The organism is Bacillus sp. (in: firmicutes) (genome assembly GCA_017656295.1).
Taxonomy (GTDB): Bacteria; Bacillota; Bacilli; order Bacillales; family JACDOC01; genus JACDOC01.
Window position 1 is genome coordinate 1 of sequence record JACDOC010000005.1, and the last position, 26074, is coordinate 26074.

Annotated in this window: 29 protein-coding genes and 1 pseudogene; 6 read left to right on the plus strand and 24 right to left on the minus strand. The window is 40.2% G+C overall.

All coding sequences use genetic code 11. The annotated features are described in order from the left end of the window. Positions 1-76: 76 nt before the first annotated feature. From H0Z31_06425 to H0Z31_06505, 17 genes and pseudogenes are all read right to left on the minus strand, one after another. Positions 77-415: pseudogene (locus H0Z31_06425) on the minus strand (hydrogenase formation protein HypD). 150 nt (positions 416-565) lie between these two features. After that, positions 566-847 carry a HypC/HybG/HupF family hydrogenase formation chaperone gene (locus tag H0Z31_06430; GenBank protein MBO8177076.1) on the minus strand — a complete coding sequence of 94 codons (282 nt, stop codon included), beginning with the start codon at positions 845-847 and terminating at the stop codon, positions 566-568. A gap of 108 nt (positions 848-955) precedes the next feature. Next, a complete protein-coding gene (locus H0Z31_06435; GenBank protein MBO8177077.1) occupies positions 956-2056 on the minus strand; it encodes a hypothetical protein in 1101 nt (366 codons plus the stop codon). Continuing rightward, on the minus strand, positions 2038-2889 hold the full coding sequence (locus tag H0Z31_06440) for a NifU family protein (protein ID MBO8177078.1): 852 nt from the start codon (positions 2887-2889) through the stop codon (positions 2038-2040). Before H0Z31_06440 ends, H0Z31_06435 begins: the two co-directional genes overlap by 19 nt. A gap of 2 nt (positions 2890-2891) precedes the next feature. After that, positions 2892-3269, minus strand: coding sequence for a hypothetical protein (locus tag H0Z31_06445; GenBank protein MBO8177079.1), 378 nt, complete (start codon positions 3267-3269; stop codon positions 2892-2894). Positions 3270-3288: 19 nt separating this feature from the next. Then, positions 3289-4521, minus strand: coding sequence for a tetratricopeptide repeat protein (locus H0Z31_06450; protein MBO8177080.1), 1233 nt, complete (start codon positions 4519-4521; stop codon positions 3289-3291). Between the two features lie 195 nt (positions 4522-4716). After that, positions 4717-5019 (minus strand): hydrogenase maturation protease, encoded by a 303-nt coding sequence (locus H0Z31_06455; protein ID MBO8177081.1) that lies wholly within the window; start codon positions 5017-5019, stop codon positions 4717-4719. Then, positions 5009-5476, minus strand: coding sequence for a hydrogenase maturation protease (locus H0Z31_06460; protein ID MBO8177082.1), 468 nt, complete (start codon positions 5474-5476; stop codon positions 5009-5011). Before H0Z31_06460 ends, H0Z31_06455 begins: the two co-directional genes overlap by 11 nt. A gap of 164 nt (positions 5477-5640) precedes the next feature. Beyond that, positions 5641-7275, minus strand: coding sequence for a nickel-dependent hydrogenase large subunit (locus tag H0Z31_06465; protein ID MBO8177083.1), 1635 nt, complete (start codon positions 7273-7275; stop codon positions 5641-5643). Positions 7276-7406: 131 nt separating this feature from the next. Then, entirely contained in the window at positions 7407-8378 is a 972-nt protein-coding gene (locus tag H0Z31_06470; GenBank protein ID MBO8177084.1) for a hydrogenase, read from the minus strand. Positions 8379-8451: 73 nt separating this feature from the next. Then, positions 8452-9147, minus strand: a complete 696-nt coding sequence (gene hypB, locus H0Z31_06475) for a hydrogenase nickel incorporation protein HypB (GenBank protein ID MBO8177085.1) — start codon at positions 9145-9147, stop codon at positions 8452-8454. Further along, the gene (hypA, locus tag H0Z31_06480; protein ID MBO8177086.1) at positions 9113-9496 is read right to left on the minus strand and encodes a hydrogenase maturation nickel metallochaperone HypA; all 384 of its coding nucleotides are present in this window, start codon (positions 9494-9496) and stop codon (positions 9113-9115) included. The genes hypB and hypA overlap by 35 nt, the downstream gene beginning before the upstream one ends. After that, complete coding sequence (locus H0Z31_06485; GenBank protein ID MBO8177087.1) at positions 9489-10016, minus strand: DUF1641 domain-containing protein; 528 nt, start codon at positions 10014-10016, stop codon at positions 9489-9491. The genes hypA and H0Z31_06485 overlap by 8 nt, the downstream gene beginning before the upstream one ends. A gap of 337 nt (positions 10017-10353) precedes the next feature. Beyond that, positions 10354-11604 carry a 2-oxo acid dehydrogenase subunit E2 gene (locus H0Z31_06490; protein MBO8177088.1) on the minus strand — a complete coding sequence of 417 codons (1251 nt, stop codon included), beginning with the start codon at positions 11602-11604 and terminating at the stop codon, positions 10354-10356. Between the two features lie 88 nt (positions 11605-11692). Beyond that, positions 11693-12727 (minus strand): alpha-ketoacid dehydrogenase subunit beta, encoded by a 1035-nt coding sequence (locus tag H0Z31_06495; GenBank protein MBO8177089.1) that lies wholly within the window; start codon positions 12725-12727, stop codon positions 11693-11695. A 19-nt stretch (positions 12728-12746) separates the two neighbouring features. After that, positions 12747-13742: a thiamine pyrophosphate-dependent dehydrogenase E1 component subunit alpha gene (locus H0Z31_06500; protein MBO8177090.1), complete on the minus strand. Its 996-nt coding sequence runs from the start codon at positions 13740-13742 to the stop codon at positions 12747-12749. A gap of 183 nt (positions 13743-13925) precedes the next feature. Continuing rightward, positions 13926-15770, minus strand: a complete 1845-nt coding sequence (locus tag H0Z31_06505) for a sigma-54-dependent Fis family transcriptional regulator (protein ID MBO8177091.1) — start codon at positions 15768-15770, stop codon at positions 13926-13928. 226 nt (positions 15771-15996) lie between these two features. Between H0Z31_06505 and H0Z31_06510 the strand changes: the two genes are divergently transcribed. From H0Z31_06510 to H0Z31_06520, 3 genes are all read left to right on the plus strand, one after another. After that, positions 15997-16644: a hemolysin III family protein gene (locus H0Z31_06510; protein MBO8177092.1), complete on the plus strand. Its 648-nt coding sequence runs from the start codon at positions 15997-15999 to the stop codon at positions 16642-16644. A gap of 176 nt (positions 16645-16820) precedes the next feature. Further along, positions 16821-17000, plus strand: coding sequence for a small acid-soluble spore protein H (locus tag H0Z31_06515; GenBank protein MBO8177093.1), 180 nt, complete (start codon positions 16821-16823; stop codon positions 16998-17000). 215 nt (positions 17001-17215) lie between these two features. Continuing rightward, positions 17216-17698 carry a hypothetical protein gene (locus tag H0Z31_06520; GenBank protein ID MBO8177094.1) on the plus strand — a complete coding sequence of 161 codons (483 nt, stop codon included), beginning with the start codon at positions 17216-17218 and terminating at the stop codon, positions 17696-17698. Between the two features lie 73 nt (positions 17699-17771). Here H0Z31_06520 and H0Z31_06525 read toward each other — a convergent pair whose 3' ends face one another. Both H0Z31_06525 and H0Z31_06530 read right to left on the minus strand, forming a co-directional pair. Continuing rightward, positions 17772-18515: a DUF3784 domain-containing protein gene (locus H0Z31_06525; protein ID MBO8177095.1), complete on the minus strand. Its 744-nt coding sequence runs from the start codon at positions 18513-18515 to the stop codon at positions 17772-17774. 43 nt (positions 18516-18558) lie between these two features. Further along, positions 18559-18741 carry a hypothetical protein gene (locus tag H0Z31_06530; GenBank protein MBO8177096.1) on the minus strand — a complete coding sequence of 61 codons (183 nt, stop codon included), beginning with the start codon at positions 18739-18741 and terminating at the stop codon, positions 18559-18561. 158 nt (positions 18742-18899) lie between these two features. On the opposite strand from H0Z31_06530, the gene H0Z31_06535 reads away from it, so the two are divergent. Both H0Z31_06535 and H0Z31_06540 read left to right on the plus strand, forming a co-directional pair. Continuing rightward, complete coding sequence (locus H0Z31_06535) at positions 18900-19595, plus strand: hypothetical protein (protein MBO8177097.1); 696 nt, start codon at positions 18900-18902, stop codon at positions 19593-19595. Between the two features lie 621 nt (positions 19596-20216). After that, positions 20217-20834 (plus strand): YitT family protein, encoded by a 618-nt coding sequence (locus H0Z31_06540; GenBank protein ID MBO8177098.1) that lies wholly within the window; start codon positions 20217-20219, stop codon positions 20832-20834. A gap of 11 nt (positions 20835-20845) precedes the next feature. Here the strand turns inward: H0Z31_06540 and cysC are convergent, their stop codons facing one another. From cysC to H0Z31_06565, 5 genes are read right to left on the minus strand one after another with little or no spacing between them, the layout of a single operon-like run. After that, a complete protein-coding gene (cysC, locus tag H0Z31_06545; protein MBO8177099.1) occupies positions 20846-21442 on the minus strand; it encodes an adenylyl-sulfate kinase in 597 nt (198 codons plus the stop codon). Between the two features lie 15 nt (positions 21443-21457). Next, complete coding sequence (gene sat, locus H0Z31_06550) at positions 21458-22597, minus strand: sulfate adenylyltransferase (GenBank protein ID MBO8177100.1); 1140 nt, start codon at positions 22595-22597, stop codon at positions 21458-21460. 25 nt (positions 22598-22622) lie between these two features. Continuing rightward, a complete protein-coding gene (locus H0Z31_06555; GenBank protein MBO8177101.1) occupies positions 22623-23330 on the minus strand; it encodes a phosphoadenylyl-sulfate reductase in 708 nt (235 codons plus the stop codon). Next, entirely contained in the window at positions 23315-23887 is a 573-nt protein-coding gene (locus H0Z31_06560) for a phosphoglycerate mutase family protein (protein ID MBO8177102.1), read from the minus strand. The genes H0Z31_06555 and H0Z31_06560 overlap by 16 nt, the downstream gene beginning before the upstream one ends. Then, the gene (locus H0Z31_06565; GenBank protein ID MBO8177103.1) at positions 23872-24639 is read right to left on the minus strand and encodes a phosphosulfolactate synthase; all 768 of its coding nucleotides are present in this window, start codon (positions 24637-24639) and stop codon (positions 23872-23874) included. Before H0Z31_06565 ends, H0Z31_06560 begins: the two co-directional genes overlap by 16 nt. A gap of 178 nt (positions 24640-24817) precedes the next feature. On the opposite strand from H0Z31_06565, the gene H0Z31_06570 reads away from it, so the two are divergent. Next, complete coding sequence (locus H0Z31_06570) at positions 24818-26065, plus strand: MFS transporter (GenBank protein MBO8177104.1); 1248 nt, start codon at positions 24818-24820, stop codon at positions 26063-26065. Positions 26066-26074 lie beyond the last annotated feature (9 nt).

A 26074-nucleotide genomic window follows, 5' to 3' on the forward strand; every position in this document is an offset into this window, starting at 1 on the left:
AAAAAGGGAGCAATTTCCTTTTAAGGATAATTACTCCCGGGGTTTTTTAAACTTCCACTTTTTTGGGGCTAGACCAATCGGCCCCTCTTGCTTTTAATTCGAGAGGTGTTCCTTGTTTTCCAGGAACGCGCATCACGTCACCAAAAGCGGTAAATATCACGTTCGGCTGCTGGGCAATAGATAGACCATCGTCCATACGACCCATTGGAAGGACACAGACAGGACACCCCGGTCCATGAACAAGTTCTATATTTTTCGGAAGCAGATGTTGCAATCCGAATCGAAAAATAGAAAATGTATGTCCTCCGCAAACTTCCATAAAACGATATTGATCATCTGGTTTAACGAGACGGTGGATTTCTTCTGATATCTTGTGGATTAATTCCGGGTCGCGAAACTCGTCAACATATTTCATCGTTGTCATCAAACGACACCTCCCGTATTTGGATCAACACGACACCCTTTTGTAAACAATCGCCTTCCACAGACTGATAATCATCAACGAACGACTTGACTTTTGTTGTATCAAGCTTCCAACGTTGTTTATTTAGAAGGCATGATACGTTTAAATTTTTTCTTTATCAAATTGGTACCCTTTTACTTCCTCTATCGCTTCCTCCGATTCATCTAACATGCTTAGCAATCTCAGTTGTTCACTTGCTTGTTCCTCGCTAATTTTACTCATCGCAAATCCAACATGAATAAGCACCCAATCTCCAAGAAGGGGTCTTTCATTTTTCAATAGGTCAATGTTAATTTTGCGGCGTACTCCGCAAACATCCACCATGGCATAACGACGATCATCATCAAACATTTCTACAATTTGCCCTGGAATCGCTAAACACATGAATGCGTCCCCCTATTTGTAAAAAATTTTTTATAGAAAAACGCCGAACATCTTTCTGCAACTTTTATAGAATCAATTGTTTCTCTTACTCTCTATGTTGAGTAGCAATTACTCGAATTCAAGACGCCAAATGATGACTCGATTATTTCCTGAATCAGCGATGGCCAACCGATTTTGATGAAACCAAATCCCATAAGGCCAGCATAATGATTCCGTCGTTACCGCTTGCCAGCGATTTTCTCCCATCCCTTCGAAATCCGCCTGACCAATAACATAAGAAGCAGGGTGAAACGCGCCTTTTCGCGGCAACTTTGGATATAGAAGGATTCGGCTGTTGGATGTATCTGCCACAGCAAGCCAATTGCCGCATCGTGCGATTCCATAAGGAAACCGGAATCGCCGGGGGCCTTGCGGAACATGGGGAAGTTCAAATGACTGAGTAAAATCTTGTTGACCGAGAACTAAATCAGCTGGGCGGTCACTCTCTGGCGGTGGCGTATAACCGAGGATGCGGTGATTGCCTGCATCCGCAACGTATAATGTATGTTCATCGCCGGCAAGTGCGTGAGGCCAGCGATACGTATCTATTCCCACCCCTTTCCCCCTATTTTCTCTATTTTCATAACCATTGGGTTGTCCAAGAATCAAATCGGGAACTGTCCCATCTTCCGGTAAACCTTTCCATCCTACAACTCTTCGATTTCCCGTATCAGCTACGTAAAACCATCCATTAATGTAAGCAAACCCATATGGCCAATAAAATCCAGTTGGACAGACGTTTCCGCCCCGATTAGGAGATGTTCCCCACAAATTATCCTGTCCTAAAACATCATCGGGAGGCTGGTTATTATATTTTGGTAACGTTTCCCAAATGAGCAGTCGATGGTGCCATGCATCGGCGACAAACAACTTTCCTTTAATAATCGCAACGCCAGTAGGGAGATGAAACAATTTTGGTCCCTCAGTTTCAAAATCGGGTTGACCTAAAACGATGTCAGCTGGCGCATGGTCGTTTTCCGGCCAACCGTACCAAATGAGTACTCGATGATTGCCGCTATCGGCCACCACAAGAACATCATTGTCAACATATACTCCACGTGGTGCATATAGATGATTTCTGGTTGGCTGAGCCGGGGGCAATGCAAGACCGCCGGGAGCTGGTCCACCTAACCATCGCTCGGGATAAGCGGTTAACCTAAGCGTATCCATATTTTCTGTTCCTCCACCCGTACTGGAAATGGTTCTAGTTGTACGTGTGGTGCGGTTATGCATTCCCCGGTCGATAAATCAAAACGGAAGCCATGCCATGGACAAGTAATCGTAGGGCCGTCCACGAGTCCTCCGTTTAGAGGCATCCCCATATGAGGACACTGATCGCGAAAGGCCATTACTTTTCCATCCATGCGCACTAGTAAAACGTCGGACTCCTCATGCGAAAAACGAACAGGATGCCCTTCTTGAAGTTCCGAGACGGATGGTCCTTGCACCCATCCATTTTGTTCTAAATTGTCAGTATCACCCATAACATGCACCGGCAAGTATCCTGAAGACACTTCCTCTTCGACCATTGCAACCTGTTCGATTTCTGGAACGCGAGCTTTAATCGCTTCCTCAACTCCATTTTTCAGCGTCACAGCGGATAGAGAACAACCGGAACAAGCTCCTTCGAGGCGAACATAAGCCGTCTTTCCTTCCACTTTAACTAGTTCCACGCCACCCCCGTGAGAACGCATATAAGGACGCACCTCTTCAAGCGCGGCAGCAACACGGGTAAACAAATCTTGTTTAATGATTCCGTGCATCAAAAACATGGCATATATCGAAGGGTCTTCTACCGCCTTCAGCAGTAACTCTTTTCCTGCTTCCGTTTCCCGAAACGTTCGGACAAGTTTTCTAAGAGCATGTTCGTGAACCGCTTCAATGGCCTTTTTCAATTCCATCGCCTTCGATCGAGCATCTTCTGGCATTCCCTTAATCGAGTCCAATAGTCGGTCCACCCGTTCGGCCAAGGCTTGAAAGTCCTCTTCTTGATAAACTTTCATCCTCATTCACCTCCAAAAGCCAATGTTTGCTCAAGCGCTTCTTCGGTTTTCCGATACAATAAAGTGGCAAATGTTTGTTTAGCCAATGCCTGCAATATGTCTCCAACCGTCTCACGGACCACAATGTTAGAAAGGTCATTGACACGTTGATTGGCTAAAGCCTGCAAAATTAAGCATGAACCCGCCGGATTATCAAGGAGAGCATCACGAAAGAAAGCTTCCACAAATTCGTTCAGCCATATTCCCTCTCCTTGAGGATTTGTACGAAGCAGTTCTAGTGCATTTATTGCTCCTTCATTACGCTGGATAATGCGTTCACTAAATCGGTCAACAGCCATAGCCAACAAAAGATTAAAGTATTGTTGTTCGTGGGGATTCATGTTATCCTCCCTCTCTTTCTCACTGGGACTGTTTACTGTTTAATTTTTCATTTGAGGCTGCTTGCTTTCGCTTACGGGCAATATCCGCTAAGATGTCATTGATGGCATTCGCTGCCTCTTGTTCTCCATATGTACGAAACAATTGACCGGCCTCTTCCAATCGAGGTACTGCTCGAGAAAACGCACCTAAATGAGCCAAAGCATTCCCTTGATTAGCTAAGACGCGAGCATATCCTAATGGATCGTCTTCAGGACGGCGTATTTCAAGCACATCTTCATAAAGTGCAACTGCTTCCCAAAGATTTTCTTCGAGATGAGATGTTTTCACATGCTGTAACGCATTGGCCAGATTGACCGTGGCGCTTGCCCAAAGTTCTGGATGTGTATCTTTTTTAAAAATGCGCAAAGCCTCTCTCAATGACTGAATCGCTGTCGCAGAGCGAAGATAGGAACTACGGTCTAAAGACGGCATGGCCAAATATACTAACGCGAGATTCATATGAAGGGTAGCATAGTCATCTGGATAAGTATCTTTTCGATACACTTTTAAGGCTTCATGATAGCACCTGACTGCTTCTAACAGAAAACCTTTCCGTCCTTCAGCGGCTGTTTGATACACGGAACCTAATTGAAACCACAGTTCAGCCTTAGCTTCCTGGAAGGAAGACGTTTCTAAAAGTGCAAGGGCTTTGCGGTATCCTTCTATCGTTTCCGTTCCGTAATCACCAAGCATTTGTTTGGTCGCGGCCCATTCCGCATAAAGCCGTGCGGAAAAAACAGGAGATACGTCCTCTACTGTAGTGGCAGCTTCCAAAATAAAGGAAAGCCCCGTCGACCAATCTTTTCGTTGAAACGCATCGTACCCCTTAGTTGCCAATAAAAACGCCCGAATTTCTCCTGTAGTATCACCAAGCGGTGGGGGAGTTTCACACAATTGAAGGCGCCAAGCCACTGCATCCAAAAGAAAGGAGAAATCTCCTGAAAGTACTTCTTTTGCTGTAGTATACGTATGTGCCTGTGGATCCAAAATAAAACGATTGTAGGCAGCTTCCGGTCCTGCCGGCAATAATGTTAAAACTTCTTCTTCGCTCTTTCCCTCAATCGCCGCAGCAAAAAAGCGCCAGCTCTCGGGCCAGCTTTCCGGGAATTGTCCACGAAGAAGAAAGGATACGAATTGATCAGCTTCTGGAACTGGTGGTAAGAGAAAAAAACCTGCCGCTCCAGGAAAAACACCGATTGGTTGTGGCTGCAGCATTGTTATTCCCCCTTTTTATTAACTAAACCGGAAAAGAAAACTGAACCTTTAAACGACTAAAGTCGTTCTGATGTCCGAAAGGTATTACCTACACCTCCGTGCAAGGCACCCTGTCAGCTAGTTAAAAATCTTGTTTATTTGACCCCACTCAATCCTGTTACCAGATAAAGGGGCTATTCTCTTTTTAAATGATCACTTCTTCGTCATCGTACTAGAACAATAAAGTGGTATTCGAAACGCTCCATATTGATCATCCCATACGGCATCGCGGATTCCAGGCGGAATTCCTTCTGGCAATAGTTCTTGGACAAACATGCTTCGATCTCCACGAGAATTACGAAATTTTAACAATAATCCGCCCGCTCCTAAATGACTTACCGGCATCACCAATAGTTCTTCTCCACGTACTAAAGCGATGGCGGTTCCCGTTGGGAACCGCACCGCTTTTTCGGCGGGAATATGCAGATAACCTGTTGACGTCAGTTCAAACTTCACTTGTCTTCCCTCCTAATCGTTGAAGCAACTCCTCTGTCAAAACATTCAAGGCAGCTTCCACTGTTGGGGACAATCCAAATCCGTGCGATAAGTTTTCGGCTTCGATCAGGAAAACAGTCACTTTCTTTGGAAAGCGGCTTTTAAGAAGCCACCTGCCTAAGGCAAGCGCATGATCCCAGCGAAAATTGTGAAGATTAACATCCTTTAGTGGTGGTGTTTCCACCTCTTCACCGGGAATTTCAAAAATTGTGCCTGGCTCCGCTCCTGACTTACAGGCATCTACAAGAATCAGTTCATCTGTATCCCCGATTTGAAAAGCTACATCCATGCCAGCAGTTCCGCCATCAGCTAAACGGACTCCTTCGGGAACCCCCTGTTCCCATAATTTGCGGATTAGCATAGGTCCTGCCCCATCATCACATCGGAGTAAATTACCACATCCAATAATAACGGTCATACAAAATTCCTCCTTCTGAAAGCCAAGCGTGCCACCTCAAGGAGCATATCGATCTCTCTTTTTCTGTTTACTAGACTATTAGATTACAGGTGAATGTGAAACGCGGGCTGATATGCTGGCACAGTAGAAAAACACTTCATCTTAAACTTCGCATGAATGAGCTATCAACACATTTTAACGACTTCATATTTGGCTAACTCTTTCTGTGACTTAGCGTCATAAGCGTGAACGGTGCACACAAGGCACGAATCATAGCTTTGGGCAATATGAGCCAATTCGACCGGATCTTCAGGATTTTTAATAGGGACGCCAATCATCGCTGTTTCGATTGGCCCGCGCTGATCGTGACGATCTCGAGGTCCAATGTTCCATGCTGTCGGAGTGATGACTTGATAATTTTCAATTTTTCCATCTTTAATTTGAATCCAGTCCGCCAAAGCGCCACGAGCTGCTTCCGTAGCCCCGAATCCACGTCCTTCAGGCAATTCTTTCGGCTTGATATAAAATTTTTCGTTTAAATCGATTTGCTTCAACCAATCTTTCATGCGCAAATAATATTTGGCAGCTTCGTGTAGACGTGCCAATACACGCACCATCACACTTGGTCCAATTTCTTTCAAAATATTCAAAAATAGAGGATCATAATCTTGCCATTCTTGCGCACCAGGGCGTCCGGCGATGACTTGGCGAGCTAAAGGTCCTACCTCCAGCGGAGATTCTCCAATGAGTGGAATATTGTAACGTGGTGCTTTAGCAAAGGTGTATTTTCCTTCTTTTTGTCCTTCCATTGGATCCACTGGATCGGTAACTCCTTCAAATGGATGGTAAGCACCACTGCCACGATAGTAAGAATACGTGTGGTCTTCCCGTACCCGTTCCTGATCAAAATCATGGAAATTTTCTCCATCAAATATTCCAGAACGAGTAATTAACGCAGCATTGCGTCCTTCAATCGTCGGATAGCGATATTGCTGTGGATTGAAAAAGGTTCCAGTAGCTAAATAGCGTCCCGGACCTGCTCCATATTTGTCTAAGCCAATTTCCATACTATAACGAATGAACAAACCAAGATCGGAATCGCGGTGTTCTGGCTTTTCATCCAGCCACGCAAGCACATCGTCCCAAGTCTTGTTTTCCAACCATCGTTCAACGGACGAACCAAGCAAAATTTTCTCCAGCCAATTTTCACGATAATATTCCAAAATCGAGATAGAGCGAGTAATATCGGACAACGTCGGCGCGCTAACAATGCCTCCAGGAACCATGAAGCTAGAATGTGGCCATTGACCACCGAAGATCGCGTAAATTTCCACTGGCTTAGCTGAAACAGTGACGCCTATCTCATAATGATCTCCCTCAAAAGGAGCCCAACGTCGAACCACTTCATCGTACAACTTGGAAGAAGAGTAATTTTTATGCGTTAAACCGATTGCAAACAACGCATAAAACCACCGAGGAATGCTTTGAATCGTTTCCGCCGCTTGAGCAATATTGCGGATGAGCGTCGCATTCGGCGGTACTTCCGTGCCCCACGCCGTATCGAGTGCATATACGGCTTTCGTGAGATGGCTTCCACCGCAAATGCCGCATATTCGAGGGGTAACAATCAAACCAGCTTGCGGATCTTTTCCTTTTAAAATTATCTCGAAACCGCGAAACATCGTTGCTTGCGTCCAAGCGTCCACAACCACTCCATCTTCAATGGCTACTTTTACATCTAAATCGCCTTCAACGCGTCCTAGAGAATGGACTTTAATCTCTTTTTTATTTGTTTTTACAATCGTATCTTGTTTTTTCATGCTCATTAAGCACCCCACTTTTAAAATGGTTTCCCTTAAAGGACAGCTGAACCTCTTTTCGAAGATTAGTGTTCAAAAGAGATGTTTCTACCGGTTTCCCCTTCATTCCGATGACTTAAGTCACGAATTTATCACGGCACAAACATATCTTCTTTTGCCCACTTCGGCGCCACTGACCGCGCCAATGCCGCATTCACTGAGTAGCTGAGCGGATCGCTTCCTTCTGGCACTTCTTTTGGGATCGAACCGAGAATTTTTTGCGTCTTAAACACTGTTCCCGGTGCTAGATCAAAGTACGGGAATTGCGGCTCTGTACAGCCAATACAAGGCATTCCTGCCCGTGTTTTCGAAGATTGACGGTTCCATAGAATCCGGTTGCATGGCGAATGAGTCATTGGGCCTCGACAGCCTTGCTCATAAAAGAGACATCCTTTTCGGGTACCTTGTCCGAACTCTTCGACTGGTTCTTTCCACTCGAAATATTGAACACGCGTACATCCAGTTTGGGTGAACGTTTTAAAGAAGGTTTGAGGACGTTGAAGTTCGTCTAAGACAACGTCTTCCAAACGGCCGGTAGCAATAGCAACAAGAATTTGTGTCACCCAGTCAGGATGAGCCGGACATCCAGGAATATTAATGACAGGCAATCCTGCTTTCGAACGGAACTGTGTTCCTAGAAATCCCCCGCGTTTTTCTTTCAAGTATTGAAGACCAATCGACTCAGACGGATTCGGTTTTGTCGCCGGTACCCCTCCCCAGCACGCACAGTCACCAATTGCTACGACATATTGCGCTTTCTGGGCAAAATCCCAAATCCAATCTTTTTTCGGACGATCCATGAGCATATCATAGTGTCCAGTTCCGTTTGGCCCTTGAATAATGGTCCCTTCTACCACCAAGATATCGAGCGGAATTTCGTCATTGAGAATTTCCTCATAAAGGCGGCGGACTTGTTCGCCAAACTCCATCGACAAAGAGTGATGATACAGGATGTTAATGCCGAAATCGGTAACTAAATCAATGACCGTCGGCTCTTCCGCATTTAAAAAGGATTGAGTGTTTCCATTGCACGCACCGCCATGCATCCAAAGGACATTTACCACAATCTCCACCTCCATAAAAATATGAGTGTTAAAAACTATATTTTTTCATTGAGGCTAAACAAAGTAATTATGTTTATAGGGTGCCAGACATAGAACCAAATTCTGATTTGTCCTTTTCTAAACGCGAAATCCATTCGTCGATTCCTTCTCCGGTACGAACAGAAACTTCATGTATGCGAATACCTGGCCGTACCTCATTCAACGCTTCATAAAAACGATTCCGTTGAAAACCTACCGCTTCCGCTAAATCAATTTTTGTAATGATCGCTGTATCAGCGCTGTTGACGATGGTTGGATATTTTACCGGTTTGTCCTCTCCCTCTGTCACCGAAAAAAGAACAACACGTTGATTTTCTCCCAAATCATAACTTGCGGGACAGACGAGGTTCCCAACATTTTCAATAAAAAGAAAATCAATTTTATCCAAGTCCCAATCTTGCAACGAACGCTCAATCATTTCCGCTTCTAGATGGCAAACGGTTCCAGTAGTAATTTGGCGTACGTTTGCCCCGCTTTTCCGCAAGCGATCCGCGTCGTTCTCCGTTGCTAAATCGCCCACTAAAGCGGCTACTTGATACCGTTTGCTTAGTCGGGTAAGCACTTCTGTTAGCAGCGTCGTTTTTCCCGTTCCGGGGCTGGAAACGAGATTGACGACATAAACACTCGCTTTTCGAAAGCGCTTCCGTAAATCTCTAGCAAGAAGGTCATTTTTCTTCAAAACATTCTGGCGAATTTCAACAATTCTTGGATTCAATATTAGTTCTTGCATTTTCTTCTTCACCTTCCAAAGCGTACAATTCCATCTCTCGTCCTGCGAGCACCTGTCCTGTTTTTGTTCCGCACACTGGACAACGCATAGGAAATGGTTCGGGCAAAACTTGAGCTTCTTGGCAGTCAGGACAGAAAACGGTTATGGGAACATCTTCAATGATCAGCTTTGCTCCTTCCAAAGGAGTTCCTTGAACGACTACATCGAAGGAAAATTCTAAAGCTTCTTTTACCACTCCCGACAAAACACCAAGTTTTAAATACAGCGCTTTAACTCGCTTTAATTCCAAATTTTTACTTGATTCCATGGCTAGTTCAACTAAGCTGTGGGCAATAGATAACTCATGCATCGTTGATCTCCTTCGATAAGTGTCGTGCAAAATGAAGAACAAAATTAAGTGCTGGCTGCACTTCGGGATCACTTAACGCTCTCATCAGACCAATGATTCCCACACGTTTCGTTCCCGCTTCCTCCGACTCTTTAGAGGCCTCATGCAATGAACGAAACACTTTTCCAATTGTTTGCACCGAACGTACATCTAAAACATCAGATTTGAACAGCTCTTGAATTTGTGGAGAGTCGAGGAATTCTTGCATTCGCTGCAACGAGGTTAATGCATGCTCCAAACGCGTAGCATATTCTGAACTAGTTACGCTTTGTCGCAACAAAATAACAAGTTCGTTAATCGAATCAGCAAATTCTGGTCCGCGCCGAAGAAAATTTTCCAGCATATCTAGAAGAAACGTTACATTCTCCAGCTGATCGAGCAGGCGGATTAGTTGCTCAATCGTTCGCGGATCTGAAAGCTTTTCAACCAACAGATGATCCATTGGCGTCTCCATGACTGCTCCATTCCCAGCTTCCCCCATTCCGATTCCTCCTTCCTGATTTCCATATTTCGTCAACATGGTGTCATATTTCCAGCTTCTAAAATAATAATACAATAATTTAGAATTTTTAGAAATATATATTATAAAATTCCTATTTAACTACCAAATTTTTGCAATAAAATAAAAAACGAAAGATTCACTTTCGTAGTATCCTTTTCGACAATGGGTGATTTTTCGCTCGCATAGCCGGTAGCAAGAGGGAATTTTCTCCTTTCTTTTATACAGAAAACGGGTCATTTTCTTGTCAGAAGACACCGGTTTCTGATTGATCTCCCTCCTACTATTCACTTAGAGGAGGGAGAATAATCAAAAGACGTTAAATAAACATTTTATATGGTTTTTCTAAATAATCTTTTATGATTGATAGAAACTTACTGGCCGGAGCACCATCAATGACACGGTGGTCAAACGTTAAGCTAAGCGGTAGAAGGCTTCGGCGCTGCACTTCATCTCCAACAAAAACAGGGGTATCTGTAATGGATCCAACACCGAGAATTCCTACTTCCGGCGGATTTAGGATTGGCGTGAAAAACTCAACCCCATAAGCCCCAAGACTCGAAATGGTGAATGTAGAACCCTTCATTTCTTCACTTTGTAGATTTCCTACTTTTGCACGTAAACTTAACTCCTTGATCTTTTTGGAAATTTGCTTAATGGACAGTTTTTCTGCATGAGAAATGACAGGAACGACAAGACCGTTTTCTAGTGCTACAGCTACCCCAAGGTGAACGGAATCATACGTATAAATGTGGTCGTCTTGATACAAGCTGTTCATCTCTTTTTGTGTGAGTAAGGCTAAAATTGTAGCCTTAGCAACAAAATCTGTTATCGTTAGTTTAACGTCTTTTTCATCTATTAGCTCTGCTCTTGCCTTTTTCTGTACTTTGAGCAGTTCGGTGACATCAGCCCGCATATGAATTGTGAGCTGTGCAGATTGCTGCAGGCTGGTAAACATTCTTGATGCAATCACTTTTCTCATTCCGTTTATTGGTTTAACCGTAACCTCCGACTGGTTGAGTGGATTTTGTTTTATCTGTTTTTGTTCTACCGGTGCAATATCCTGTTGCTTATTGATCTGAAGCTCAGCATCTGAATGTTTCTCTTTGATCGCTTTTTGTATATCTGCTCTTGTAATTCTTCCTTTTGGACCCGAACCTTTAATACTATTAAGATCAATTCCTGCTTCTTTTGCTAGTTTCCTAGCAGCTGGTGAAACTCTTGGCTTACGACTAATCATTTCCATACGTTTTAAAGTTTCAACGGAGGCAGCACTCTCTTGATTCACTTGTTGCGTTGTTGTTGTTGATTGATTACGTTCAACTTTTTCATTCTTCTTGGCGATATAGCCAATCGCTTTTCCAACCGGAACCGTTTCATCTTGTTGGACGAGGATTTCTAATAGCACACCATCCTCTGGCGCTTCGATTTCTTTCTCGATTTTTTCGGAACTAATAACAACCACGGAATCTCCTTTTTTAACAGGATCTCCCTTTTTCTTTAACCATTCAACAACCGTACCTTCTTCCATGCTCATTCCCATCTTTGGCATAATAATTTCAACAGGCATTCTTTTTCACTCCCCTTTGACCGATAAAACGAGCGCGTGTTGCTATGTTACTCATTTTTACTGGCAACCTATCATCCCAAAATGAATGTTATACAGCTACGAATGTTTCATCCCCTATCATTTCTGCCACTGCATAAAGCACTTTTTCTGGTGTTGGCAAGTAGAGATCTTCTAAAACAGGTGTAAACGGAACTGGACAGTGTGGAGCAGTAATCAATTTTATAGGGGCATCTAAATAATCAAATCCCTTATCCGCTACCAACGCGGAAATATCGGTTGCTACGCTGCATCTTGGATTGGCCTCATCAATCACGATCAGACGTCCTGTTTTTGCGACAGAAGATAAGATAGTATCTTCATCAAGCGGGGACAGACTTCTTGGGTCAATTACTTCTGTTTCAATTCCTTTTTCCACAAGCATATCAGCGGCCTTTAGGGCGGTGTGGACTTGTTTTCCTATTGCCACAATCGTGAGGTCGTTTCCTTTTCTTTTTATGTCTGCTTTACCAATCGGAATAGTATAAAATCCTTCTTCTACTTCCCCCTTCATGTTATAGAGTGTTTTATCCTCGAAAAAGATTACTGGATCATCATCAAAAATCGAGGAAAGTAGAAGACCTTTCGCATCTGCTGGTGTAGAAGGAACAACAACTTTCAAACCAGGTATATGGGTAAAAAGCGCATAAAGACTTTGCGAATGTTGAGCAGCTGCACGGAATCCAGCACCATGCATCGTTCGAATGGTTAACGGTACCTTTGCCTTTCCACCGAACATATAGCGAAGTTTTGCTGCTTGATTCATGACTTCATCAAGACAACTGCCAATAAAATCATTGAACATTAATTCCGCAATTGGCCGTAGTCCGGTCGCTGCTGCCGTAACAGAAGCACCAATATATCCAGCTTCTGCGATCGGTGTATCTAAAACACGATCTCTTCCAAATTCTTGAACAAGCCCTTTCGTAACCCCCATGACGCCTCCCCATGCCTCGTCATCCTGTAAATGGTCAACAGCCGCACCACCGGCTACGTCCTCACCTAAGAGAATGACATTTTCATCCTTACGCATAGCTAGCTTCATGGATTCGTTTATTGCTTGTGAAAAAGAAATTTTTCTTGTCATATTCGATACACCTCCAGACTTATTTATAGGAAACATATACATCTTTTAAGAGATCTTCTGGTTGAGGAAACGGACTTTGTTCTGCAAATTCAACAGCATTTTTAACGGCTTCTGTTACTTTTCCTTCAATCTCTTCTAATTCCTTTTCTGTTACTAATTGTTGGGAAAGAACATAACTACGGAATTTATCTATGGCATCCAATTCTTTTTCATGTTTTTCTTTTTCTTCAGCTTTTTTATATGTTTGAGCGTCACCTTCAAAATGACCGTAATTTCGATAGGTCTTACATTCAATTAAGGTCGGACCCTCCCCGTTTCGTGCCCGTAAGATCGCACGCTCAGCCGCTTCATATACGGCGACAACATCTTTTCCATCCACGATTTCTCCAGGGATGTTGTAAGCTGCCGCTCTGTCAGCAATATTTTTGCAGCTCGATGCATAAGTAAAAGGAGTCGCTTCAGCATAACCGTTATTTTCGGCTACGAAAACGACAGGAAGATTCCAAATCGCCGCTAAGTTGATACCCTCATGAAAAGTGCCGTGATTGTTGGCGCCATCACCGAAAAAGCAAACTGCAACCGCTCCTGTTTTTTTCAATTTAGCTGTTAAAGCAGCTCCAACTGCAAGAGGAAATCCACCTCCTACAATACCATTTGCACCAAGCATCCCTTTTTCAACATCGGCAATATGCATGGATCCCCCTTTTCCTTTGCATAGACCGGTTGCTTTTCCATAAATTTCAGCCATCATTCCATTTAAATCACAGCCCTTGGCAATGCAGTGACCATGTCCGCGATGGGTACTGGTAATATAGTCTTTTTCATCAAGGTGAGCACAAACACCGACGGCTACCGCTTCTTCGCCTGCATACAAATGAACAAATCCAGGCAAGACACCTTTGCTGAAAATTTCATGCACTTTGTCTTCGAACTGGCGAATTTCACACATTTTCTCATACATCCACTTTGCTTTCTCACGGGTGAGACTTTTCAATTCTGATTTCATTACTGTCATTATTTGTACCTCCTATCGTTTTGGTGTTCATGTTGGAAAAAATCCTTTCGCTTCAAATTTTTGCAAGAATCATGCCAAAAAATAAAACGCTTACAAAAAACGTTTTTTTTTGATCATACTTCCTTGCATTTTGCCATGAAACGAGACAATTTGAGACATTGTCTCATATCGTCTCAATATGTCTCATGATAAACCATATTTCTTCAATTTTCGATAAAACGTACTACGTGGAATATTTAATTTGGCAGCGGCAGCTGTTACGTTTCCTGCAGTTTTTTCAAGCATCTCCATGATGCGATTTTTCTCTATTTGTTCCCGAAAGGACAGTTGCTGAGTATTTTCGTTGCTTTCAATTCTGTCTCGTTGATTCCAATGTGTAAACATGGATTGAATGATGGAAGCATCCGGAAGGTTATCCTCATATTGGACACGGATTCGTTCCAATACATTAAATAATTCCCGGATATTCCCCGGCCAATCATGTTTCATAAGAACTTCCATTACATCTTGAGTAAAAGAGATTGGCCAGTCATTTTTTTTACAGTAATATTGGATGAGGGATGGAAGATCCTCTTTCCTTTGTCTTAAAGGTGGGACATGTATTGGATAGACATAAATTCGGTAAAACAAATCTTCACGAAACTTTCCCAACCTTACAAGTTCATATAAATTACGGTGTGTAGCGGTAATAATACGGATATCCAGCAAGATCGGTTTTGTTCCGCCAATCGGAACGATTTGTTTTTCCTGCAGCACTCTCAGCAAAGCAACCTGCATCTCATAAGGAATTTCACCAATTTCGTCAAGGAACAGAGTACCTCCATTCGCCTGTTCAAACTTTCCTTTATGACCTTTGCGTTTTGCACCGGTAAACGCTCCTTCGGCATATCCAAATAGTTCACTTTCGATTAAATCTTTTGGAATGGCACCGCAGTTAATCGCGATAAAAGGACCATTTTTTCTCGGACTGTTGAAATGAATCGAACGGGCAATTATTTCCTTCCCAGTGCCAGTTTCACCTGTTATATGAACAGCTACGTCAGTGTTAGCTGCTCTTTCACAACATTTAATGACATGTTCAAATATCTTGCTTGTTCCTTTTACACCATCAAACTTAAAGATCGTTGAAGCATATTGTCTATTTTTTTCTTTATTTTTTCGAATATGGAGACGATAACCAATGATATCATGACGAATTTTGGAGTATAGCGGGAATTTAGTTTGGATGAGCCAATCTTGATTGTATAGATCCTTTAAATACATATCCTGCCAGTTGGAGAGAGAATTGCGTAAACATTGGTTAATCCAAACAATTTTTTCTTTTTCATCACATAAAACGATAGGTAAATCGGGGTTATCTATATTTAAAGCGTGGTTAAATAATTCCAATTCATCCTCTTTTGACTGAATGTGAAATCGTTGTTCAATTGCATATGCTGTCGAAACAACAGCTGCAAGTACATGTTTATCTAAATCGTCATCGATAGGGTAAGAAACATCAATAATGCCTACAAATTCTCCGTGTTCATTATAGATAGGAGCGGCGGAACAGCCCCATGGCTGGGAAGCGACAGAATAATGCTCCATTCCTGAAATGGTAATAGGTTCTTTGATTCGTATAGCTGTGCCGATGGCATTCGTTCCGACTTCATCTTCTGTCCATTTTACCCCTTCTACAAAATTGATGGATTCAGCCCTCTTTAGTGTTTGCTTATTCCCTTTCGCATACAAAACATAACCATTACGGTCTACAAGTAAGAATATAAATTTTGATTTCTCATAAACCTTTTGTAATTTTTCTAAAAAGGGTATGGCCAGTTGCAGTAATTTTTGATTTCTTTTTTTTCGTGTCTTGAGTGAATCTTGATTTAAGATCACCCTACCTTTTCCATCGTATGGATTGACCCCGGATTGGCGGCATAAGTACCAAGACTCCGCGACCCTTTTGTTCATTCGTATCGAATTGAGTGCACCTTCCCTAACAAACCGATCCCAAATCTCTCGTTTTAATGGATCAACGACTTTCATTTCTCCACCCCCACAAAGAGAGAACTATTCCCTACTTAAATAAATACTTTTCAAAAAAGAGGATTCCTCTTTATTCAAATCAATTTTAGCGGAAGAATCGGAAAAATATGCTAGCAAGTTATCTTTCATCACAAATGACTGTTATATTTACATTTTCACCGTCTTCTCACCAGATAAATATGGTAAAATGAGAGGAAACGGCTCTAGATGGAAAGGAATGAAAAGTTTGGCAAATACACATACGTTTACGAAAGTGGAGGAAGTAGTCCATTCCATCACTCACGGGATTGGAGCATTGCTCAGTATAGTGGGACTTGTGATTTTGGTCGTATCGGCATCCATTTATGGAAATGCATGGCATGTTGTGAGTTTTAGTGTGTTTGGCAGTACCATGCTTTTGTTATATTTATCATCTACGCTTGCTCATGGTCTCCCAGAAGGAAAGGTAAAACGACTTTTTGAGATTTTCGACCATTCCTTTATATATTATTTCATCGCTGGAACCTATACACCTTTTCTTTTTTTAGCGGTAAAAGGCGCCATCGGTTGGACGTTGTTTGTTATCGTTTGGGGCATGGCTGTTATAGGTACAGTTTTTAAATGTTTTTTTGTCAATCGATATTTATACACGTCTACCATTATATATGTCGTTATGGGATGGCTTGTCGTTTTTGCATGGAAACCTCTAATGGCGAGTCTTTCTTCTAAAGGATTGATATTCCTGGTAATAGGGGGAATCTTCTATACAATTGGGGCAATATTTTACGTATGGAGAGGTTTTACATTTCACCATGCCATCTGGCATCTATTTGTATTAGCAGGTTCGACCGCTCATTTTTTCGCAGTCTTGTATTTACTTCCGATTTTCAACTAAGAGGCATTTCTTTCGTTTAACATCAACCCCTATATATAAGTAGATTTCCTCCACAATCTTGTGGAGTTTTTTTGTATCTAAAAAAATTAGCTCGTAAGTAATTGAATAACAACATGTATATCTAAAGAATGTGGTGTAAATATTATAACTGTTCCAAATCAAAAGGAGGTCATTACATGAACACAGAACGAGCAAAAGAAATTGCTGCCTCTCCAGTTATGGCGAATGTAACCTATAATGGGGTGCCTATCTATATTCAACAAGTAGATGAAGAAAGTGGAACAGCCACTATCTACCCCCTTGATGAACCAGATAATAAACAAACAGTATCTGTAAACAGCTTAAAAGAGCATTAATTTGTGATTTATTTCCCCAATACAATCATAATTTTTATGAAAACACCACCTCCAAGTGGTGTTTTATTGTTTATTTAGACTAGCCTGATACTATTGTACTCTTTTGTTCTCAAGAATTTTTTACCAATAATTTAAAAGACAAACATAAATACGTCGATATAGCCAGTCATGTTATAATGGGATTGATGATCAAAATAAAGAAAGGAGAGACATCCATGGCCAATATTACAAATGAAATGATTTTACAGGCGATTAAAGAACTAGCGGATCAACTAAAAAATCATACGGAACAAACGAACCAGCGTTTTGAACAAATCGATCGTCGTTTTGAACAAATTGACCAACGATTCGAACAAATCGACCAACGCTTTAAACAAATTGACCAACGATTCGAACAAATCGACCAACGCTTTAAACAAATTGACCAACGATTCGAACAAATCGACCAACGCTTTGAGCAAATTGACCAACGCTTTGAGCAAATTGAACAACACTTTCAGCAAATCGAACAAAAATTTGAACAAACGAATCAACAATTGACAGACATGAATAATCGGCTGAACCAAGTTGAACAAACGATCAAAGAGATGGACAAACAGCTCACTGACGTAGCAAACGGTCAAAAAATTCTCGTGGAAGAATTGTTTGACAACAAAAAAGAAATCAAGCGAGTCAAAAATGCCTTAAACATGTATTAGCCATTAAAGCGTGTTTGCTGTTAACGTTAGAAAACGACATATTGAAATATCTTCCCACCCATCATTGGTGGAATCACCGTTTTTTTACCTTTTCCAATAACTCGTCGTACAACTTTTGTGTTTCATTATTATTCTTTCGATTAAGAATGATATAATCATCACCTTTTTCAACATATAAATACGGTTCATATCCATTGTGAACAAATAATTTCCCTCCACCGTAAGGTTTTTCTAATCGAAATGAGCCTTTCAATCGACCAAAGGCTGCAAAACCGTTCGTTTTCACAATTACTTCTGGAAGTTCATTCAACAATTTTACTTGACTGATCTCCTCAATCGGCCATTCCACCCCATAGAAACCCGTCACCTTCAAATGCTGATCATCAATGATAATCTCGTTTTCTTGAAAACCAAAATAGCCTAGCACCGTAACGAATACAATGACAATTACCGTAATAATTCCCGAAATCCAGTAATTTTTTTTGCGCTTATGAGCTAATTCGTATTTTTGAACATACACCGTTCCGCCAAAGAGTACGATTACGAACAACCCCAAACCAATATCAAAACCAAATGGCACTCGAAACAAAGCTAAAACAACCGAAACGAATAAAATGATAAACGTATAAAGGAGCAATTTCCCGATGGCTTGTGGATATCCGTTTTCAATTAATTGCTGTTGTTCTTCTTTCGAGCGATTGTAAAAACCTGATATAAAACTATATTCTTTTTTCTTCAAAACTAAATACGTCATTCCACCATGAATGATAAGCGTAAACCCCATGATGATAAGAAAAGCGATCATGGACACGGTCATTTCACCTCGATTACCTTTGTATTCTTTTGTAATTTTTTACGTCCTAGGAACCGATTGGTTTCAGTATTTTTTGCAAAAAAAGAGCCTCTTGATTAAAAGTGCTCTCTATATTTAAGTATTTATAAAAAAAAATTACTGCTCGTTTTTGTATCTTGGTTGTCCAAACATCAATTAAGCTACAAATGAACACAGAAATAACTAAAACCACAATGACTGTGTAATTCACGTTTATCCCTCCTCCTCATATGTATAAAGATGAAAGCAAAATAAAACTTAGGAGGAATGGTGAATTCTCCTATTTTTTTCTTACCTATCCAAATATTCGTAACCTTTTCATAACAAAATCAGTCTAATTGTTGACTGAACTCTAAGGAGGAAAAATAAATGACACATTGGAAAATGACCATCATATGCACCATTTTGTTTGTTTTTTTAAGTGCCTGCAGCACTCAACATACATCCCCTATGACAGAAAAAGACGATCCAGTTGTTGAACCAGCTCCTGACCACCCGGTTGATCACACTGAGCCATCGGATGATAACAACGGTACCGATCCTGACACGCCAGTATCCTCTCCTGCCAAAGAGGATCAAACGATTCGCTTATTCGAAACGGTTTTAACTTATGAAATGGAGGGAATGAAAGAAGAAAAAATAGGTTACTTACGGGAAAGCAAGAATCAAGGATATTCCTTTTATGTGATGGAAGGGTATCAATTTGCAGAAGAAGAACCAGGCAGAGACATCGTCATGTTAGAAGCCAATCCTGATATTTACATGAGAATAGAAGTACTTTCAGATGACGTGAACTTCGTAGTAATCAAAGAAAATACGAAAGCGACATTAGAGGCTGGGTTCGATGAAGTATTTGAAATTACAGAAGGAATTCCGAAACATGAATTGTTCAACGATGTTGTCTATCTGATGGCCGCTCACAACGAAGAAACAAAAGCTGAGTCTTATGTAATTAAAGGAAACAAAACCCGTCCACATTTAAGAATTACTTGTGTTGGCGTTCATGAAGTCGAAAGTTTTTCACCGTTCTGGACGATGGCCCACACAATCGAACGGCAAGAATAAAAGAGAAAGAGCAGCTATTTTGGTGGCTGCTCTTTTAATCGTTATTCCTAATTAAGGATTAATTTGTTTTTTACGTAGCAGTAAATAGCCAGACACCTTTAGACTGATTTCTGCGAAAAATAATACGAATTATAATTGTAATTTTTTTACATATTTTACAATGAAAAATCTGGATGTTTTTGTCAACATTAAATTTAGTGAGAGCAACCACTTCAAAAATAAGCCACTTTACCGATATCTTTTCTCATTTTTAGGATCTGTTGGATGTATCATAATACAAAAACAGAATCTTCCATTGGATTTTTATACTCGCCTATACATATAAATTTTAGATACATATCCTATTTAACAGACAGGCAAGATCATCATGATCCGAACTACCCGCACAAGGAAACATATGATTTAATATACACAAGCCAGTAAAAGAGCCGGACATAAATTCAGTGTTAAATCCAACAAAAAAGAGGAGAGTTCATTCTCCTCTCAGACTGCCCGAAAAAATCGCCCAATACAGGCGATTTTTTCAAACATATATGTCCACTTGTTCTCATAAAATGGACAAGAGAAAGATCTAAAGATATTATGAATAGAAATATCATCCTAGAAAGGTCGTTAAAGAAAATGAATCGTCATTTATATACATATGTTTTACTTTTCATTGGTGCTGTCGTGCAAGGAACTTCTATGGCCATTTTCTTGTTCCCGCATTCCATTCCATCAGGTGGAGCCGCAGGATTGACGATTTTAATGAACCATTGGTTGCATCTTCCGTTAGGCCTTGCATTATGGGTTGCCAATTTCTCTTTTTTAGTTTTAGCATTGAAATACTTTGGCTACTCTTGGACGATTCGAACCATGTATTCGGTGACAATTACATCTATTACCGTAAATCTAATAACGGAATACGTTTCATTCCCGCACGTGAACCTTTGGCTGGATCTATTATGCGGCAGCATTCTCTTTGGGATTGGAGTAGGAATATTAATTCGTCATGGAGCTTCTAGCGGAGGGATGGTCATTCCTGCATTGATGATTGCAACTTATAAAGGCTGGAGTCCAGGGAAAGTGATGCTTGGGCTCAACCTTTTTATCTTTATATTAACGGCCTCGGTTATTGATTTTAAAATCGTTTTTTATGCAATATTATGTCAAACCATTTCAACGAATATAATTGATATCATTTACTATTTAAAATGGCCAAGCTTTCCATTTATTTCTCTAGGTTGGCGGAAAAAGTAACGATCAAAGAATTAGATGATTTCTTTTTCTTGTAAAAAAGAAATGATCTTTTCCGCTGATTCTTCGATCGTTAACAAATTTGTTTCGATTATTAAATCAGGATTCAGCGGCTCTTCATAAGGGGAACTAATACCTGTAAATTCATGAATTTCCCCTTTTCTTGCCTTACTGTATAAACCCTTTGGGTCCCGAAATTCACAAACATTTAATGGACATTTTACGTATATTTCAAAAAATTCCCCTTTAGAAAAAAGAGTTTTAACCATATCCCGATCTTTACGAAAGGGAGATATAAATGGCGTTAAAACAATTTGACCACTGTCAACAAAAAGTTTAGCTACTTCCCCAATTCTGCGAATATTTTCTTTTCGATCCTCTTTGCTAAACGAAAGATCTTTGTTTAAACCGTGTCTAATATTGTCTCCATCCAATACATAACTTCTGATCCCTTTTTCAAATAATTTCTTATCAACGGTATTCGCCAATGTCGATTTTCCTGAACCAGATAGTCCTGTAAACCATAATGTACAACTTTTATGTTGGTTTAATCGTTGCCGATCTTGTTTGGTTACAAGCGCAGGATGCCAAATAATATGACTTTGTTTCATAAATCCTCATCTCCCCTATATTGGCTGCTTTTCATTCTTCATTAGTACATCGATGACCTCCGGACGACTAAATTCTTTTGGAGGTCTTATGCCTTGTTTTAACATTTGTCGTACTTTGGTTCCTGACAATATCACTCGATCTTCTTTATTGTGTGGACATGTTTTAGCAGATGCCATTCCTCCGCATTGTAAACAATAAAAACTGTGTTCAAAAAATAACGGCTGAATCCCTAATTCTTCGTCAGAAAAATAGGAAAATATTTTTTGCGCATCATAAGTACCGTAATAACTTCCTACACCAGCATGATCCCGTCCGACAATAAAATGGGTACAGCCAAAGTTTTTCCGAACGATGGCATGAAAGATAGCTTCCCTTGGTCCAGCATATCTCATAGAGGCTGTAAAAACGGATAACAGTACACGGTCTGTTGGGTAATATTTTTTTAGCAACACTTCATAGCTTTCCATCCGGATATCGCTTGGGATATCGTCAGATTTCGTTTCACCTACGAGCGGATGTAAAAAAAGACCATCAACGGTTTCTAACGCACATTTTTGAATATATTCATGAGCCCGATGCACCGGATTTCTCGTTTGAAAACCGACAATGGTTTTCCACTTTCTTTTTTTAAATATTTCTCTTGTATGAGAAGGATCAAGTAAATACTCACTAAATTTTGCTTTTTTCAAACGTTTGACCATAATGACCGGGCCACCTACATATACATCTGGACGGCTCCATAATTTTGCAACACCTGGATGAGCAAGATCTTTTGTTCGAAAGACGTTAATGGCTTCTTGTTCTTTATCTGGGGAAAATAAATCCGATATTTCGATGACACCGTAAACTTCTCCGTTCATCACCAGTTTGGCAAATTGGCCAATTTTTAATTGAGCGGCTTTTTCACGGCTGACCGTTAAAGTAATAGGAATCGACCACGGTTCACCCGATGCTAACCTCATATCATTTACGACGGATTCGTAATTTTTTTGATCCATAAACCCCTCTAATGGGCTGTATGCTCCAGTAGCAATTAGTTCTAAATCACTTAATGCCATCTGATCCAACGGAATGTCATGTTTAATATCAGATACATTGTATGTTGGATAAAATCGATTGACTAATTTTCCTCCATGAGGGATACTTCTTGTCAATTTTGTTACCTCCAATTTTTTCTCTTTAATTATGAAGCCCACATTCTGTTTTTTCTTTATTGATCCAACGCCCTGCCCGCAAATTGGTTCCTTCCAACACTTTAGCGGTACATGGTTCACAACCAATACTCGGATAATGTTGGTCATGGAGTTGATTGTATGGAATTTGATGAATACGAATATAGGACCAGACATCTTCCCATGACCAGTCAATTAAAGGACAAATTTTTATTTTTTCAAATTTATCATCTTTGTTAATATAATTGATGTTTTTCCTTGTGGAAGACTGTTCACGGCGAAGACCAGTCATCCAGGCATCATGATTGGTTAAAACTTTTTTCAAAGGCTGAATTTTACGTAGGTAACAACAAAGATTCGGATTTTTCTCCCACAAACGGTCACCATAATTTGCGTTTTGCTGATTGACAGAAATATCAGATTTTATCATTTCAATCTTTAAAGTCGGGTATTTTTCTTTTATTCGATCGATTAATTCGTATGTTTCGTTAAAATGCAAATCCGTATCAAGGAAAATAATTTTCGCAAAAGGGTTTATTTTACTAATGATGTCGACCAATACAACACCTTCAGCACCAAAACTGCACGCATAAATCATTTTTTCTTCGTATTCCTTATACGCCCATTTAATGACATCAACAAAATCTTTGAAACCATTTTGCAATTGTTGTACATAGTCTTGATCCCAACGATCATAAGTTAGTGTGCTACCCAATGATGGTTCCCCCCTAAAGAATGATTGATAAAATCCAATGGTATTAACGTATTGTTTTCAACAACAATCTGATTCATTTTATTGACATTTCCGATTTCATGGATGGATGTAACTGCTCTGATCCAAGAACCATGCCCAAATACTAAAATCTTTTGATAGGATGCATATTTTTCTAAAAAAGCGAAAATCCGATTTTCAAAATCAGCAAGACTTTCTCCCAAAACGAGATGTCTCGGATGTTCCAACCACTCACTTTGGTATTTTTCAATTAATTTCCTTTTTTCTATGCCTTCAAATGAGCCAAAATCTAACTCATCTAAGAGTTCTTCACATCTATAATTTGTAAATCCATAATGAGTGGCAGTTTGTTGGGTTCTTTTTAACGTACTAGTTAGAACGATATCAAACGGACCCATTTCATTTAATAGTTGTTTATTTTTTTGAATTTGTTTCGAAACATTTGGTGTGATTGGATCGATCGGGACATCTCTTCTTCCTTGAAGCAGTCCTTTCTTATTCCAATCCGTCGGTAAATGACGAATTAAGAAAATAAGCATTTGGTTTCCTCCAAAAAAAATGTTTCGCTTCTCAGTCCAGAGCGTTGAGCTTCCAACATTAAAATATCTTGAGGCTTGACATTTCCTAAATTTACGTTTGGGCCTAAAAGATTAATGAAAAACATTTGCTGTTTTGGTGTTGGAGCTTCGAAAATAATTTTCCGTATATCGGTGTATTGAATGAAATCATTTATTAAATGTTTTTTTACTTTTCCATCACTTTCATAAATCCCCACGGTTCCTGAATCTCTTCCTTCCACCATGATATATTCGCAGCCTGCTTCTAAGAGTGCTTGAACTTCTTCTAACCATTGGGTATTTGTGTACACCTTCGAGTGATCTTTAGATCCAACTTCACCAATCACGTGGAATAAACTTTTCATTTGGTTGATCAATTCAATTCGTTTCTCTAGCGGAATGTCCAATGTGCCGTCTGAAACTTCAATCCACTCTATTTTGAGATCCTTTAAAAATTCAACATATTCATTGATTTTTTCTTGATAATAGGCTTTTTCAAACAATGTCCCGCCACAATATGGCTGAATATCATATTCCTTGTACAATTCGATTTTTCTTTTCAAATTGGGTGTTACATAGGCTGAACCGATTCCGATTTTTGCAAGATCAATAAAAGAATGATAATCGGATAAAATATGAGTTAATTCACCAACTGGGATACCAAAATCAGCTATAACGGTAATACCGTAACGACGGTTTTTTTTTACTCTTGTAGGTAATGACAAAAAGTTCATATTTGGGTACTCGCCTCCTTTTCCTTACAATTGCTATGCTATTCAGTTCATAGGCGATTGGTGTATAAATACAACCTTTGTATTTAAACTATCTATTTATTCAGCGAATAGAGGAAAGAAAGTTGACTTAAAATATGAAAGTGTTCCAATTTTTCTCGTTAAGGAGTTGATATCGCCTTTGTCTAAAAATAAACATACAGGAATGACAATAGCTGCGATTGGTTCTATTCCATTAATTTTAGTGTTAGGTAACTCTATGCTTATCCCGATTCTTCCAAAGATAAAGGCTGAACTAAATTTGACACAATTTAAAGTCAGCTTAATTATTACTGTTTTTTCTGTTGCCGCAGCGATTTCCATTCCGTTACTAGGGTATTTGTCCGATCGGTTTACCCGAAAAGCCATTATTATTCCCTCATTAATTTTGTATGGAGCAGGAGGACTGTTAGCCGGTTTTGCTGCCGCATGGTTTTCACATGCATACATGTGGATTTTAACTGGAAGGGTTATTCAAGGTATAGGGGCAGCTGGAACAGCGCCTATAGCCATGGCTTTAACCGGAGACTTGTTTAAGGGAGGCCAGCAAAGTAAAGTACTTGGATTGGTTGAAGCATCCAACGGATTTGGAAAAGTTATTTCACCCATTATTGGTTCTTTAATCGCTTTAATTATTTGGTATGCTGCTTTCTTTGTATTTCCAATCTTTTGTTTAATCTCCATTTTATTGACAATATTTTTTATAAAAGAAAAACGAACGAAAAATGATCATCTGCCTGTTAAAAACTATGTAAAGGGGTTGTTTACAGTCTTCAAGCATGAAGGCCGATGGCTCTTTACGGCCTATTTAGCAGGAGCAACTTGTTTATTTACTTTGTTTGGAATCCTTTTTTATATCTCTGATATCGTAGAGAAAACCTACAAAATAGACGGGGTACTAAAGGGGGCGATATTAGCCATTCCGTTGCTTTTTATGACAACCACTTCCTACATAACAGGCAACAAAATTGGCAAGAAAATGAAACTAATGAAACAGTTAATTATTATTGGGCTTTTACTAATGACAGTCTCATTTTCAACGCTCGTATTTTTTGATCGCCTTATTCCGTTTTTATCCATTCTCGTCATTAGTAGCATTGGCACAGGTTTGGTTCTTCCTTGTATTAACAGCTTTATAACTGGGGCAGTTTCAGCTGATCGAAGAGGTTTTGTCACTTCCCTTTACGGGTCGGTTCGATTTTTAGGTGCTGCCATCGGTCCGCCAATTTATGGTTTGTTAATGGAATGGTCAAAGACAGGGATGTTTTTGTCTACTGCTGGTTTAACGTTAATTGTTGCTATTTTATGCTTGTTTTTGATTCGTGTTAAAAAACAAGGATCACCCGAAGAGTCGAGCGACTCATTATTTCAAAAGTTGCAGTTTACTTAAAAGGGGGTA